Origin of the sequence: Paenibacillus sp. JJ-100 (assembly GCF_948329825.1) — a bacterium.
Lineage (GTDB): Bacteria > Bacillota > Bacilli > Paenibacillales > Paenibacillaceae > Paenibacillus.
In genome coordinates this window covers 1,096,194-1,112,708 of the sequence record NZ_CAOJCM010000001.1, presented here as the reverse complement: position 1 = coordinate 1,112,708, position 16,515 = coordinate 1,096,194, and the positions used below count along the sequence as shown (strand labels likewise).

Annotated in this window: 10 protein-coding genes; 3 read left to right on the top strand and 7 right to left on the bottom strand. The window is 45.3% G+C overall.

From position 1 onward, the window contains the following. Nucleotides 1–101: 101 nt before the first annotated feature. Nucleotides 102–854 (bottom strand): TrmB family transcriptional regulator, encoded by a 753-nt coding sequence (locus tag PQG66_RS05270; protein ID WP_272035841.1) that lies wholly within the window; start codon nucleotides 852–854, stop codon nucleotides 102–104. A 209-nt stretch (nucleotides 855–1,063) separates the two neighbouring features. On the opposite strand from PQG66_RS05270, the gene PQG66_RS05265 reads away from it, so the two are divergent. Beyond that, nucleotides 1,064–1,192, top strand: coding sequence for a DUF4023 family protein (locus PQG66_RS05265; RefSeq protein WP_272035839.1), 129 nt, complete (start codon nucleotides 1,064–1,066; stop codon nucleotides 1,190–1,192). 93 nt (nucleotides 1,193–1,285) lie between these two features. Here PQG66_RS05265 and PQG66_RS05260 read toward each other — a convergent pair whose 3' ends face one another. From PQG66_RS05260 to PQG66_RS05240, 5 genes are all read right to left on the bottom strand, one after another. Beyond that, nucleotides 1,286–2,929, bottom strand: a complete 1,644-nt coding sequence (locus tag PQG66_RS05260; RefSeq protein ID WP_272035837.1) for an extracellular solute-binding protein — start codon at nucleotides 2,927–2,929, stop codon at nucleotides 1,286–1,288. Between the two features lie 118 nt (nucleotides 2,930–3,047). Then, nucleotides 3,048–4,721, bottom strand: a complete 1,674-nt coding sequence (locus tag PQG66_RS05255; RefSeq protein ID WP_272035834.1) for a response regulator transcription factor — start codon at nucleotides 4,719–4,721, stop codon at nucleotides 3,048–3,050. A 4-nt stretch (nucleotides 4,722–4,725) separates the two neighbouring features. Then, nucleotides 4,726–6,474, bottom strand: a complete 1,749-nt coding sequence (locus tag PQG66_RS05250; protein ID WP_272035832.1) for a sensor histidine kinase — start codon at nucleotides 6,472–6,474, stop codon at nucleotides 4,726–4,728. A 94-nt stretch (nucleotides 6,475–6,568) separates the two neighbouring features. Further along, entirely contained in the window at nucleotides 6,569–7,459 is an 891-nt protein-coding gene (locus tag PQG66_RS05245; protein ID WP_272035830.1) for a carbohydrate ABC transporter permease, read from the bottom strand. A 15-nt stretch (nucleotides 7,460–7,474) separates the two neighbouring features. Next, nucleotides 7,475–8,380 carry an ABC transporter permease gene (locus PQG66_RS05240; protein WP_272035828.1) on the bottom strand — a complete coding sequence of 302 codons (906 nt, stop codon included), beginning with the start codon at nucleotides 8,378–8,380 and terminating at the stop codon, nucleotides 7,475–7,477. A 198-nt stretch (nucleotides 8,381–8,578) separates the two neighbouring features. On the opposite strand from PQG66_RS05240, the gene PQG66_RS05235 reads away from it, so the two are divergent. Further along, the gene (locus PQG66_RS05235) at nucleotides 8,579–9,799 is read left to right on the top strand and encodes a TrkH family potassium uptake protein (protein WP_272035826.1); all 1,221 of its coding nucleotides are present in this window, start codon (nucleotides 8,579–8,581) and stop codon (nucleotides 9,797–9,799) included. A 130-nt stretch (nucleotides 9,800–9,929) separates the two neighbouring features. Here the strand turns inward: PQG66_RS05235 and PQG66_RS05230 are convergent, their stop codons facing one another. Further along, on the bottom strand, nucleotides 9,930–13,670 hold the full coding sequence (locus tag PQG66_RS05230; RefSeq protein ID WP_272035824.1) for an alpha-L-arabinofuranosidase C-terminal domain-containing protein: 3,741 nt from the start codon (nucleotides 13,668–13,670) through the stop codon (nucleotides 9,930–9,932). Nucleotides 13,671–14,052: 382 nt separating this feature from the next. Between PQG66_RS05230 and PQG66_RS05225 the strand changes: the two genes are divergently transcribed. Further along, nucleotides 14,053–16,464 carry a family 43 glycosylhydrolase gene (locus PQG66_RS05225; protein WP_272035822.1) on the top strand — a complete coding sequence of 804 codons (2,412 nt, stop codon included), beginning with the start codon at nucleotides 14,053–14,055 and terminating at the stop codon, nucleotides 16,462–16,464. Nucleotides 16,465–16,515: the final 51 nt, after the last annotated feature.

The window sequence follows — 16,515 nt, the reverse complement described above, 5'->3', positions numbered from 1 at the left end:
GATAGTAACTTATTCAGAAAAAAAGTTCAATGAAAAATTTCAATGTTATTTCACACTATTTTCAAGAGCATAAAAAAACTATTCTTCGAAAGAATAGTTTCTTAATAGATCAACCTCGTGAGCAAACGCTCTATTTCTTCATCTTGCAAAAGTTGCTCCCCATATTTTTTTGTGATCTGTGTCAGGGCCACATCATGATAGAAATAATCAGTCATCGCTTTAACGATCGGTTTAGACATCGTCTTGATCGCTTTCCAGGAATCGTTCTCCAGACCAGCGAACAGCAAATACGTATGATCCACAATCACGAGCTGTGATGGTTCTGGTGCATCGAGCAGTGGAATGAGTGAATATATGCGGCTTAGAGAGCTTTCCAAACCACCGACAGCAAGCACTTCCACATACACACCTTGCTCCTCCTTCTGCTCCAACAAACCACGGTATCTCTCCATTCGTTCGTTCCAGGCCAGAAAAAGAATAGACGAATCTGCCTCTTTAATCAACTGCTCAATATTCGAGGCGATGGATGACTCGTCCTTTAAAGTCCAGATGTGCTCATCGGTAAATGTACGTTTGATTTTATACTCTTTCAACGATTCAATATCCTTCTCAAAATCAAGCTTGATCTTATGAATAACCGTTTGGAGATCTACCGCCATATACAGTTTTTTCTTGCCATCCATCGTTGTTAACACGATACCTTTATCAATCATGCGATTGAGCACTTCATAAATTTTAGCCTTTGGCACATTGGACGCGTTCACGATCGTAGTAGCATCCAGTGGCTCATCCTGAGCAAGTATAGCTTCATAAACCTGACTTTCATATTGTGTAAAACCGAATTTCTGCAACATGTCTGAGTCGCCGCATCCCTTCTTATTGAGTCTGGTTAGTCTATACAGTTTAGACGGCTACACTTCCCCTGTCCAGTATGTCCGCGCTGACCCTGATGAATGTCCTATCGAGGATTACTAGCCAGATCTGCTTTAATAAAATCATCTTCCATTGGTTATATTAAGAACCGGAATACACATTTCGCTTTTGGAAGGAGCTGTGAGTACAGATGGAAAGCACGAAGGATTTTGTGAAGAAATTTAATGATAATGCCGAAAAAGCACGTCATAACAAAAACAACGGCAAGGGAACTCCCGCAGACAAGTTGTCATCGAAACAGCACTCTACCAATAAATAATCAAACGCGCAAATAATCAGACTTATTAAAAATGGTGCCTCCCCTTTCGGGAACGCACCATTTTCATCCATTTATCACACGGGTCCGACCATTCTATTGGTTAGCAGCAATGGTATCATTCACTTCCTGTGTGATCTGATCTCCACCGAGTTTCTTCCAATTCGTTACGAAGTTATCGAACTCATCAATCGATAAGTTGCCATAGATGATTTTCAGAAACGTCTCGGCTCTCAATTTATCCAATGTAGCCTGTTTGGTATTCATCGTTCTCGTTGGTGCGTAGATGAATTCATTCATGACAATCAGGTCATGATCTCGATAATATTTAATCACACCCTGTGAGCTCTCTGGGCCAAAGATGCGCTCCATATGCCACTTGTCCAGATTTCCATTCCGATAATCCATAATATCATCGTAGAACAGCTTCGCTTCAAGTTCCAAGCCGGATGTATCTCCTGTTTTGAGCGCTTCCTCCACTTCGTCCTGTGCCTTCACATTTTTGTTGGCAGGCAGGTTCGAGACTGTCGCATTATGAAAACCAAGTCCCGTCAGTCCGTTCAAATATGCAGCCCGTTCTTTCTTGGCAGATTCACCGAACATTTTTTCAGCCTGAAAATTGAGTAACTTGATTAACGCTTCCGGATGCTCATAGCCTTTGCGAACGGCAAAAATACCGCCCAGGCTAAGATGATTCTGTGTTTTGGCTGGCTGATCGTCGATGGATTGAACCGGGTAAGGCATCCAATCGATGTTCTTATCTTTCTTAATCATGCTGCTAACCTGAAAAGGTGCCCACTGTGGCAGGAAGAACATGCCTGACTTGCCTGCATTCACATCCTCCATCATTTTAGCAAAATCCTTCACCCCAAATTCGGAATCAAGTACACCCTTCTGATACAAATTTTGAAGTTCACGCAAACCTTCTTTGACTTCCGGTTGAATCGTTCCATTCACGACTTGGCCTGATGCATCCTTGATCCAGGTCTCAAGATAACCATGATACCCGAGCAAGAAAGCATTTATTGGCAGATCCTTGTTTAAAGCAATGCCGTACGTATCATCTTTTCCATTTCCATCAGGATCATTAAAGGTAAAGGCCTCTGCAATCTGGATGACATCCTGCATGGACTTGGGTGCTTCAAGACCGACCTTGCTCAGCCAATCCTGGCGTATCCAGATCATATCCGAAGAATCGAGCGAGCCTGGGAAGCTCACCATAGCGTATACTTTGCCATCCTTGGTTACCGGCTTTAAGCCTGCTCCATCTTCAGCGGACATGAACCCTTTAACCAGATCCGATGCATACTTGTCGTATACTTCTGTTAGATCTTCCAGCATCCCCGCTTCATGCAGTTGTTCGAATTGAACTGCGCTTACTTTCAATACATCCGGCAGATCACCACTTGCCAATGTGACATTCATCTTATCGTTATAGTTGGCATCGGGAACAATCCATTCATACGTTACGTCAATACCAAGTTCATCCCTGTACCCTCTGGTCCATATGTTATTGGCATGCGTATCTCCTTGGGCGAGTGATTCCTTTCCCGTTTCATTCATGGTGGAAGTCAATTTAATGGGTGGGTCATATTTCGTAAGTGGTCCTCCAGCATCCTGCTGTTTGTTCGGCTCAGCTTCATTTTTGGTGCTCTCCGCACCAGTAGAACAGGCTGCAAGCGTGGTGGTCAGCACCATGGTTAATGTTAACATTGAGAACTTCTTGAATGACATATTCATACGAATCCCCCTTTTTCTCCTCCCGTGAGGTATAATTTCATTCTATTAAGTAAGCGCTATCACTTCGAGTGTACCCCGTTGACATCTGGTATCTTTGATTTACCAATTGTGACCTCATTCAACTTTTCTGATCCCGATACTCCTGAGGAGTACAGCCGGTCGCTTTTTTGAAGAAACGATAAAAATAGTGCTGGTCGCTAAATCCAACCTTGGCGGATATTTCATGCATCTTGCAAGCAGAACCCAGAAGCAACTCTTTGCTGCGCTCCAGTCTGCGTTCATGGATATAATCAGATATGCCTTTGCCTGTAATCCGTTTGTACCAGCGCGACAGATAAGAAGGATTAAGCGAGACTTCCTGTGCGATCCGTGTGAGTGAAAGGTCGTCCTCCAGATGATGCTTGATGTAATGATGGATCGTAATCAGAATCTGGGATTGGTCGTTCAGACGAGCATTGCTTCGTTTGGAGATCATCCATTCGTATGCCGATTGATAAAAGAGAAGCAGATCGGACCATGGCGTATGGATATCAAAATGCAACATTCGAGACAATAATATCTCTTCCATTGCCGATTCATACAATCCCAGTTCGTGTAGAACTTCAATGAGTACATTCGCTGCTCCGGTATAGGTTTTCATTCGAAAGAACGGATCTTGAAGTCCCTCTTTCGCAGTCTCTGCCCATTTCTGGAAGGACTCCATCCACTCCCGGTCGCCGGCGATTATTCGCTGTTTGATCTGATCGAGGTGGAGTACGACAACACCCTGTTGATTCATCATGCTGGGGGTGTAAGATATATCATTCTGAATATTTACACGCAAGAGCTTCTCCATCCCAAGCCCGGGGCTCTCATGGATCGACAGACGCAGCTGTGCGATCGCCTGATTAATCCCGTTCCAATCTACCGCCTGCTCACTAACCATAATGGATACAGACAAGTTCAGACAGTCCGCACAGGATTGCTGGACGGACTCCAGCGTTCCATAGACAAAACGAAGAGTCCGTTTCCACGTGTCCAGCTGACTCCCTCGATCTCCATGCATAACGTGGGAATGATACTCTTCTTGCGGTTGAATTAAGCACGCGATGACCTGGGCATCCAGATCAATCGCTTTCACCTTGGCCTTGTCCTGCAACAGCTCCTCCGCAACATTGGCAACGGCATAACGGATGAGACTGCGATCCGCCTGAGTCTGATCGTTGTTCCACTCCTCTACTCGTATAATCACAGGGATAACAAGTTGATCAGATTCAAAAGGCAGTTGTACAGCATCCAATTCTTCCTGAAGTGAAGCAATATCGTGTATCTCCGTTCGCTTCAGCACATCCAGTAGCAATTGACGCTGTAACTGAGGCAGTGCTCGTGGCAATTTACTGCGGAACCAGGCAGCTTGGTAGCGAAAATCATTCTCTTCCGAGATCTGTGTCAACGCCCGCTCTACCGCAGCTCGAATGTGATTCATGCCCTCTGTCTTTAACAGGTAATCAACAACGCAAGGGTTTCGAATGGCTTGGTGTGCATAATCGAATTCGTTATGACCGGTCAGCAACAGAACCTTGCATCGTGGCCACCGATCCATAATCTGCTCAATCAATTGCATGCCATCCATGCCAGGCATACAGATGTCGCTAAGTACAATATCAATCTTCACCGAGTTCAGCCAATCGATGGCTTCAAAGGCAGAGTATGCCTTAATAATCTCCATGTCCTGAAGATTTGCTTTTTGAAAGAAAGCGTACAGTCCGTCCAGAATAACAGGTTCATCATCTACAATAAGCATCCGCTGCATTACGCTACTCCCCTTTCCATGGAATATTCACTACAATGCACAAACCACCTAGCTCACTTCGCTGTGCTGTAAGACCAAAGGCAGGCCCGAACTTGATTCGCAATCGCTGATTCACATTCATGAGCCCGGTTATCTCTTCATTCCTATGTCCTCGCTCCGTCTCTTCAAAGGCGGATTGCAGAAAATTCAAGGTATCATCGGATAACTGATCCCCATCATCCTCAATGCGAATAGACAGGTTATCCTGATTCTGTTCGTATGAAACCTGTAGAATTCCACCTTGGCTACGTTTGGCAAGTGCATGCTCAAACACATTCTCCACGATCGGCTGGATCATGACTCTGGGAACAGATATGACTCTGTACCTCGCATCGAGATCCTCCAATTTCAATTGAATTCTCGGACCAAATCGAATTTTCTGAATGGATGCATAGACCAACGCATGATCAACCTCAGCCCCCAACGATACCTCGGAGTGGGAGTCCCTGGACATGTACCTGAAATATTGCCCCAGATAGTCCGTGAATTCCTGAATTAATTCCACATTCTCCACTTCAGCCATCTGCTTGATGCTGAACAGACTGTTGTATAGAAAGTGAGGTTGAATCTGGGATTGCAGATGTTTGAGCTCTGCCTCACTTGATCGAATCCGTGCAACATAATTCTCATCGATCAAGATATGTAAGCGTTCTATCATGTAATTGAATCTGGAGTACAAATAACCGAATTCATCCCTTCTGGATGTAGGAATCTCAATGCTTGTCTCACCCTGCTCTGCCATTCTGAATCCCCTCATGAGCACCGATAAGGGTTGGTGAATCGATCTATAGATCGATAACGAGAAGATGATAATAATGACAACGGACATGAAGGTCACCATCCATAGCCATATGTTGTATTGTTTCAGTGGTGCACTCAGGACATATTGCGGGATGCTGGCTGTCAACGTGAATGAATGAGCCTTATCATGAAGTGAATAGAAGAGATATGGACCTGACTGGAACTTCGTAACTTGCATGGATTCGGTCGCTTCAGGCGAAACGGCTTGGATCGGTTTCACAGATACTGACTGCTCGGAAGAAGAAATTACTACATTATGCTGTTCTCCGAAACTCAGGGTTATCTCACTTTCACCCGTTTCCGATAACTGCTGCAATCGGTGTTTCAGTTCTTCAGCAGACAAGCGTATGCCTAATATAAAATTGGGGGGCTCCTCAGGGTTCATGTTATACGGATTACTTTTCAGAAAATAGAGGTCATTGTTGGAATGGGATAATTCGCCATTCAGATTCCCCATCGTGGCGAGCAGATTCTGCCACTCGCTATCCTCTGCGTCCCGAATCCCATCCACGGCGCTAACCCGTTTGTCCAAAGCAGGAACGTAATACACCACATCGTTGATGTAGGGACTCGTTACCATGATCTGACCCAGCTTGTTGTGAATGTTGTTCAGGCTGGACGTGACTTCATACCTGCTCATAATCGCTGCTCGTGTACTTAGTGTGGACATGGGCTCATCAAATGAAAATTCGGTAACCAGCGCACTCATTCGCTCCAATTCGAATTGCAGATGATTATGGTAGAAGTACAATTTCGACTCATGTGCCTTCTCCACCTCAGTCTGCATCTGCTTGGAGCTAACTTGCGTAATCATAATGCTTATCCCATACAAGGGCAGAATGACCAGTACAAAAGCAATCATCAATTTGACGACAATGGATGTCTCTCTCCATCTCCCCCGGATGAATCTCAATGTCCCATCTCCCCCCTCTCCTCAACTTTCTTCAATAGCAAAAAAGGAGCCAGAAATCGGCTCCTTCCATCCATCGGTTTTCTTCCTTTTGATCTTATCCCTTTACACTTCCAACAACAAGACCATGGACAAAATACCTCTGCAGGAACGGATACACAAGCAGAATAGGAATAACAGATAAAAAGATCTGGGAAGCTTGGGTCGTTCTGTCGGATACCTGACTTAACAGTGTTGCATCCTCCAACGTCATCATTTCACTCTGAATCATCGTCACCTGCTGTAACATGGATTGAAGATATGTAGCAAGCGGATATCCTTCCGGGCTTTTCATGTAGATCATGCCATCGAACCAGGCGTTCCAATGTCCCACCATGGCGAACAGCGTAATGGTTGCGATACTTGGAAGTGAGATGGGAAGATAAATACTCCATAATGTGCGAAAATGTCCTGCCCCGTCCATCCATGAAGCCTCTTCAAGCTCCTTCGGCAGACCTCGGAAGAAATTAAGCATCAGGAGCACATTAAAAATGGGAACGGCCCCCGGTAGAATCAAAGCCCAGATGGAATCCAACAGGCCTGCTTCCTTAACCACCAGATAACCCGGTATTAACCCTCCACTGAACAGCATCGTGAATACAAAAATCCACGCATAGAATGTTCTTGAACGAAATTTCACCGCCTCTTTGGAGAGCGGATAAGCGACCAGAATCGTGAAGACTAGATTGGTTGTAACTCCCAGAACTACACGAAGAAGGCTTGTGCCGAATGAGTTCAGGAACTGCTGGTTTTCCAGAATATATTGATAGGAGGACCACGTGAAATCCACAGGCCAGAATGTGACGTTGCCCGCTTTTACCGCATCACTCGAACTAAATGAAATCGCTAATATATTCACAATTGGGAACAGACATAACAAGGCAAGAATCGTCAGGATGACGTAGTTAAAAACTAGAAACCATCGATAGGCTCTTGAAGCGTGGTGCATGATCTTGCCTCCCTTCTAGAATATCCGATAATTCGCGAACCGATAGGCCAAGAAATAACCAAGTCCGATAAATATGAAAGAAACGACGGATTTAATTAGACCCAATGCTGTCGATACAGAGTACTGTGCATCCTGCAATCCGATGCGATAGATCATCGTATCCAAAATATCTCCGGATTCATAGACCAGTGGATTGTAAAGATTGAACACTTGGTCAAAGCCACCATTAAGTACATTCCCCAAACTAAGGGTCACCATCAAAATGACGATCGGACGTATGCCTGGCAATGTGATATGCCATGTCTGTTTCCATCTACCCGCTCCATCCATAACAGAGGCCTCGTAGAGTGACTTATCAATATTAGTTAGGGCGGCCAGATAGATAATCGTACCAAACCCAAATTCTTTCCATTGATCTGTGATGACGAGTATGTAAGGAAACCACTCGTTACTGGCCAGGAATTGAATCGGATCAATTCCCACGGATGTAAGCAACATATTAACGATACCACTGCTTGGAGATAATACATCCACGATGATTCCCGCGAGAATAACCCAGGAGAAGAAGTGAGGCATATAGATTATAGTCTGAATCGTTCGTTTAAAACCTGTCTTGCGCACCTCATTAAGCAATAAGGCGACAAATACAGGAATCACAAGGCCGGACACAATTTTCATCGACGAGATAAATACTGTATTCCATACAACCTGTGAGAAACCAGGTAAATCAAATAGATACCTAAAATTGTCCAATCCCACCCAGTTCATATTTTTGAATCCGGCAATGGGCGAAAAATTTTGAAAAGCAATGGATAGTCCCGCCATCGGAATGTAACCGAATACAATAATAATGAGCAGTCCAGGCAGAATCATGAGATGAAGCGGAACGTTTCGTATAAATTGTTTGTAGTTGGATCGCATAAGCTGACTCCTCCTTCAACGTTAATTATAGGAGGGGTCCGATCACTCCAATAGTGTGGGCTATTTACTTTGGGTATCTTTTGTTGACCAGCCATAGAGGGAATAGCTGAGTACAACCCGATAAAGGCTTGAATTGGTTGCAATACTATACATAAGCCGTTAGAATGTATTCTTTTGAGATATGTATTAATATAGATATTGGCTACGATCCCATCGGCTGATGCCCTGTTTACAGCCACTTCCGCAATATGTGTAAACGGACTGATTGTACTGGATACGGGAAGTGTGTTCTCCACATTCGGACAAGACATTATCATGATTCTAATTCAAGTTGGCGGATTGGGATTCATGACCCTTGGTGTAATGGTGGCCATTATTCTCGGAAAACGGATTGGATTGAAGCAACCGCTTCTTATTCAACAAGCCACCAATAGCTCCTCTGCTCAAGGTTTGGTAAGGCTTTCGTTGTATATCGTCCTTATTGCTTTTGAAGCGTTGGCTACACTGGTTCTTACGTTACGATGGCATAATGAATTGGGATGGGGGCAAGCTCTCTATTACGCGGTATTCCACTCCGTCTCTGCTTTTAACTATGCAGGTTTCTCTTTATGGTCTGACAGTCTTTCTCCTTTTGTTGGCGACCCGGTGGTCAATCTCACAGTCATTACGCTCTTTATCATTGGCGGATTGGGTTACATTGTGATTGTCGATCTATTTCGCAAAAGATCATGGAAAAAGCTATCCCTGCATTCCAAAATTGTATTAATCGGTAGTTCTTCTCTGTACTTGGCTGGATTCGTCACTATCTTTCTACTCGAAAATTGGAATCCGTCTACATTTGCTGATTTAACTTTCGGTGAGCGCATATGGGCCGCACTATTCCAGGGTACAACCCCTCGAAGCTCGGGATTTAATACAATTGACATTGGAAGCATGCTTGCAACATCCCAATTTTTCATGATCATCCTGATGTTCATTGGAGCCTCTTCCGGTGGGACGGGTGGAGGAATAAAGGTCAATACTTTTGTCGTACTTGTTCTGGCAACCATTCAAACTTTCCGGGGCGGTGGGCAAATACACGCTTTTGAGCGGAAAATAACAGAGGAAACCGTTATGCGTGCACTTGCTGTTGTCTTGAGTTCTCTGGCGTTTGTACTTGGAATTGCTATACTGTTGTCCATCTCCGAAGGTATCCTTGAGAACCATTTTCTCGATGTTCTGTTCGAAGCCACATCTGCTTTCAGCACCACGGGGCTGTCAATGGGTCTGACAAGTGAGCTCAGTGTTTCCGGCAAAATTATTATCATCTTCACCATGTTTGCAGGTCGATTGGGACCGCTAACTCTGGCTTTTGCATTAGCTCAGAAGAAACGCACGTCCAAAATCGGTTACGCCGAAGATCATGTTCTCATTGGTTAAGCAAGAGTACTGTTAACTGTAACTCCAGGGTGGATACCGAATGAGCTGACTCTTGATACATGTTCAATTCATAATGCCCCCTTCTCCAGACGGGATAACGTCTACGAGAAGGGGGCATTTTAATCATTTGTTATGAGTGACACTGCATGACAAGGACGTTCACCGAATGCGCTGGGAGCTCAATGACAACCGATTGCCCATTCAGCTCAATCTCACGTTCCTGCGGCACCACTTTCTCATCATTCTTCTGATTCACATTCGGCATGTGCACCAATGTCTCGTCTCCGGTAAGCGTGATCAATCTTGCTGAAGATATGACCATCAGATCCTGAAGGCAAATTTGGGTTGATTTATCCACACCATCTGCATTCACGAGTTTCACATATACATGCTGTGCGTCTCTCGTAACGGAGTGGAATACTTCCCGATTGTAGGCTTCCAACTTGTAATCCAGAACCTTGCTGGTATGGCTACCATCCGTGTAGGAACAGATCAAGTTCTTTCCTGTCTCCCCACCATAGTTAACCGTGATCGTATACTCGGTTCCATTCTCCAGTGGTTCATAGTTGGACGCTCTCAGGTTACCTGCTGCCGAACTGGAAGAATAGTCTCCCAATGTGTAACCCTCGATCCCTTGTTTGTACACCTTCACGCCCGTGGCATTTCCCCCGTAGCTGATTGCGTACTCTATGACATCCTTATTCTCGGATGAGATATCCGTCAATCCGACGCCGATGTAGAAACCATCCTCACCTGAAATTCTTTCAGCCTCAACGTGCACCTTGTAGTTGGTCCATTCGTCATTCAGCAAGTACAATCCATTCAATCCGCTTGATTGTGCGCTCAAGATGAGCCCTTTCCCTTTGGTTAACGTGTACCCTACCGATCCCGGAATCTGACTCCATGCCTCACTAGGTTCTGTACGTTCCCTGAAATCTTCATCTAATAGTATGCTGCCATCGACATTGGACGTGACCGTGACTCGTTTCACCACGATCTCTGCATGACCTGTTGCAATTTCGATGCCGCCACGCGGAATAAGATTCAGCGGTTTACCTTTGCTGTACGTAGAGAACGAAGTCTCGAGCACTTGATCCCCTACATATTTTGCAAAAAGCTGCTGTACATAGTAGTTCGGTGTATACCACACGGTTTCGTCATCAAACCAGATGCAGTCCGGCGTCCAGCGGTACGTACCATCCGTCAATACTTTGTTGAATAATGGTGCATACGCAGCCAAGCGAACAACGTCCGCATTATTTTCAAATCCGGTCATAACCGCTGCTTCTGAGACCGCTCCTGCCAGCGTGTTTTTGTCTGTAGAAGCATATTCACCCACAAATACTTTGGATGTCTCTTTCCAATCAATACTTCCGTCTTCATGATAAGCACGGTCATAATAGTTGTATCGGTCCACGTTATTCAGCAAATATTCATTAGATCGATAGTAGTGCTCGTCCGCAATGGTATCCATATAATTGTCCTGGTTCTCATACCAGGTTACCGTCTCCTCGATCACCTCTGTCCCATCTGCAAAAGCAACCTGAGCTGATCCGGTGAGGTTCCCGCTGAGGAATTTCCATCCTTCCTGGTACGCATCATCATCCGCCTGTGCACCGACCGTCGAGATAATGTGCAACTCATGATCAGGATAGTTCCGTTTCATGTAATCATCGATCGAGCTTTTGAATACTTCAAAGTTGGCAAAAAATTCAGTACCCCAGTTCTCATTGCCTACACCCAGATAACGAAGATCGAACGGTTCAGGATGTCCCATCTGGCTTCGTACCGCCGCCCATTCGTTGTGTTCAATGTCTGTACTGAGCGCAAAATCAATCAGGTCTGTAAAGTTCCGGATATAATAATCCCTTAAAGCGCCACCCGCAGGATGAGCATAATCCGAGCGTGCCTGACATAATACACCGCAAGCCATAACTGGTACCGGGGCTGCATTCAGATCTTCTGCCAACTGGAAGTACTCCATATAACCAAGCCCCATCGTCATCATATAACCCCACACATTATAATTCTCTTTGCGCAGCTCAACCGCACCCACAGAATCCTTCCAGTCATACACATTGTCCCAGATAAAGGAGCCCTCCGATATACATCCCCCTGGAAAACGCAAGAACTTCGGATGCAGATCGGCAAGTGCCTGAATGAGATCCTTGCGCAATCGATAGTTCGGATTACCGGCGTAATTGGCGTGTGCTGAAGGGGATATTCCCTCTTCTGTCGGATCAGCTCCCCATACATTCTGGGGAATTAAGGACACCATATCAATGGAGATGTCACCTGCAAAAGTGAGTGCCAGTTGGCCTAGCACAGTCTCCGTTCCGCTGAGGGTCAAGCCGTACTTCTTCCATGTGTTACCGCCTTCAACATGCAGCGTTACCGACTCACTGATGGAAGCCTCACTCCCATCCTGTAATTGAACAGTGATCGTACCAGCCGATTCTGCTTTTGCCCATAGGGTAAAGTCATACCGTTCTCCTTGTTTGATCGACATGGCACAATGCTGATTGGAATCCGAGAATCCTCGATTACGAATCGTCGCCCCATCTTGAACCGTTACATAATAAGCATTGACCTCAGGATCTTCCACGTTAAAGTGAGCATTCAATCCTTCCGTATGCTGCACCAGCATGTTCCCGGTATCTCCTGACCAGGCGTATAGAGGATCACGGTTCCGGCCTGTAGAGCAACCACATTCCCCCGAGTCATGGGAGTACGTATCGAATGCAAATGATTCGAATGACCGATTCTGAACAAGCTCCGCATAGATTCCACCATCTGCTGCATTGTTAATATCCTCGTAGAAAAGGCCATACATGACTTCACTGATGTCAGCTACCTTCTGATCCCCATGGATTGTGACGGTATAAGGAGGTACATGTGCTGGCACAACAGACACGTCAAAGCTTTGGTTCAGCTTACTTTCACCTTTTGTCAAAAGTGCACGGAGTGTAACCGCTTGTGCCGTAGTGATTGCCCGAACCTCTCCGTTCTCGGATAAGACTTCCGGCTCACTGGAACTCCAATTAACCGTCACTTTACCACCCAACAAGTCTGCCGGCAGTGATACATCTTTGGTGATAATGCGGTGCGGGAAGGAAAGATATTTGTCCGCAGCAAGCTTCACAATCGCTTCATCTGTCAATGATTCACACATGACTTCAATGACGTCATCCATGGTAAGCGCTGCCCGATAGATCCGAAAGTCAGATAAAGAACCTGTAAAATCTACATCAGCAGCATACTGGGAGCGTCCAATATAATTTCGGCTATAATTGTCAAAATTCGTGAACGAATCAAACCATCTGCGCAGTTTGGCATAATTGCCACTGGAGGTCTGACTAATGGAACCGTCCGCTACCTTCTCCCCATTCACATATACGATCGGACCAGCACTACTTAGCGTGCCACCTTGACTGCCTGTTACAGAGAGTGCGATGTGCATCCATTCTCCGCTTGGAAATCCTCGGCCCGGGTCTACAACAAGATCATCTCCGGCATATAACGTGCCCCGGAGGTAACGTGTCAGAAACAAATAGGGTCCCTTTTCTCCTTTGCCAAAGTCAAAAATTCGTTCCCACACATTGACCCCTCTGCCCAGAAACACCCAAGTCGCAATAGTAATTCCTGTGTTATCGCTTACATTCCGAAGTAGATCCGGAGGCAATTGCAGGTAAGAAGTTCCATTCGCTCCCCCGTTGAAAGTCACAGCCGATCTGCCTTTCACCTCGGATACCGCAGGAGGTATCTCCCCTTTGGCTAGGCCATCGTGTCCGTTCCCGGAGCTATCCTTCCCAATCTCTAGGGCATCTTCGAACGTGTACTGTGCGATTAATTGGTTTTGATATGTAGTCATGATCTGACCTCCTATGTCTTTTGTAATCTTTGTTCATCAATTTAGTTCGTATAATTGTAAAATGATTGATAACTATATAAACAACTGACCTAATCGTTATAATATCGCATCACAGTTCCTGACTTCAATCCTAAATTTGAGAATAATTGCGGTTTTATTGAAATACCTGAAGCTTTCTCATCCCTTTTTTCCCTCTATTCAGCTTCCATCAAATCATATTGGTATCATATTTATGGTTTACAAATATATAAACTGTTTTATATTATAACAAATGAAAGCGCTTGATAAAAATTGGAAGCTAGAAGGAGGTTTGCCGATCCTTATATTGTTTGTGTTATGTATCGGTTGATTTTCATTCCAGGTATTAGGAAAGGGGAAACCTATGAAACGTTATTGGATTAGTGCACTTCACATTTCTTTACTAAGTACCGCATTACTTACTGCAACTACTTTGGCGCCTGTCTCCGTGTTAGCCAATGGATCAGGAACAGCGGTTGGCAACTCGTCAATATCTACATCCATTGCAGATCCTGTACCAGCATTTAAAAATGTTTCCGTTCATGACCCTTCCGTTATTAAGGTGGATGATACATTTTATATTTTTGGTTCACATCTCCAAGTCGCTAAGTCCAAAGACTTTCTGAACTGGGATTTAGTCGCTTCGGGTGTTAGGGATGACAACCCCGTTATTCCCAATGTGACCAAGGAATTCTCCGAAGCTCTGCAGTGGGCACAGACGGATACGCTATGGGCAGCAGATGTCATACAACTGGCAGACGGCAAATTTTATATGTACTACAATGCATGCAAAGGAGACTCTCCCCGATCAGCACTCGGAATTGCTGTCGCTGACAATATCGAAGGTCCCTATAAAGATCAGGGCATTCTGCTGAAATCCGGCATGTGGGATCAGATCAGTGAAGATGGTACCATTTACGATGCAACGATTCACCCCAATGTCGTAGATCCTGATGTCTTTTATGACAAAGACGGAAAGCTGTGGATGGTGTATGGTTCCTATTCCGGGGGGATTTTCATTCTGGAGATGGATGAGACGACTGGCAAACCGCTGCCGAATCAAGGTTATGGAAAGAAACTTATGGGAGGCAACCATAGTCGTATTGAAGCACCTTATATGCTGTACAGCCCCGAAACCGACTATTATTATCTGTATCTGTCTTTCGGCGGACTGGGTGCGGACGGGGGATATAACATTCGTGTAGCTCGCTCCAAAACGCCGGACGGTCCTTTCCTCGATGCCGAAGGAAACGACATGATTAATGTTAAAGCGGATAAGGATAAACCATTGTTTGACGATCGTTCTATCGAGCCTTATGGTGTCAAATTAATGGGGAATTTCCTGTTCCAGAGACAGATCGGTGATCCGGGCACAGGTGTGGGAATCGGCTATGTATCCCCCGGACATAACTCTGCTTATATTGATGCTGAAACCGGAAAACAATTCCTTATATTCCATTCCCGCTTTCCAGAGCGCGGTGAGGAACACGAAGTTCGCGTACATGAAATGCATATGAATGAGGATGATTGGCCTGTCGTTTCTCCTTATCGCTATGCTGCCTTAGGAGAGAATACTGCCCAACTGACAACTCAGGATATCGCTGGTCAGTACCAATGGGTGAATCATGGTAAAGACATCACGGCGGAGATCAAGCCTTCCCGGACAGTTCAGTTCACAGCAGATGGGCAGATTCGTGGTGCCGTGACAGGAACATGGAGTCTTGGGGCAGACAACACAGTTCAGATCACATCAGATCAAGTTGTGTACAAAGGTGTCTTTACTCCTGAATGGAATTCGGAATCTCAAGGTACGGTTCTGACCTTTAGCGCGCTCTCCTCCTCTGGGATAGCCATCTGGGGAAGTCAAGGTGTTGTGCGGAGTGATCAGGACATTGTTGAGGCCATTAAGAAGGATTTGAACATTGGTCATACGGATCATGTGTTCTTCAATCTGTCTCTGCCTACAAAGGCAAGTGATGCAGACATTACGTGGAAAAGTTCCAATACTTCGGCTCTATCCGCTACAGGCGAAGTGCAGCGACCACGCGCTGGTAAAGGCGATGCCAAAGTAAAATTAACTGCGACGATTCGTAAGGGAGATGCGGTAAATTCCAAAACGTTTAATGTTATTATTCCACAGCAAGCGGTAAGTCCATTGCTTGGAGAGTACACTTTTGAGCACAAGAAACTTGCAAAAGTCGCTCAGGATTACAGTAAAAACGGATACCATGGTCAGGCATTTAACGTGATCAGTTCTGATGCAGGTGGTAAGAATCAAGCTGCCACCTTTAATGGGACAGACAGTTACATTCAGTTGCCTGGACTCGTTACGGATACAACGGATTTTACGTTTAGCGCCTGGGTTAATTGGGATGGCGGTGGGTCCTGGCAACGTATTTTCGACTTTGGGAATGGCTTGACCAGGCACATGTTCCTTACACCCTCCCAGCATAATGGAGCATTACAGTTCACCATTCATAATGAGGGACGAGATCAGAGCTTGATTGCAGCAGAACCGCTACCTTCCAATCAATGGGTTCATGTGGCTGTTACACTCCAGGGAGATACAGGCACTTTGTATGTGAATGGGCAATCCGTAGCAAGCAGCAACGAGATCACATTTAATCCGAAGGATCTGCAAGCAACGGAAGCTTATGTGGGCAAGAGCCGATATGCGACTGATCCTTTCCTTAAAGGTAGCTTGGATAACGTAAATGTGTATGACAAAGCACTAACGGCAAAGGAAATTGAGCGTCAGGCCAAAGATAAACTTTAATCCAGAGTCATATCATAGTCGCTGGAGTTCATAGCGAACAAGCCTAATAAA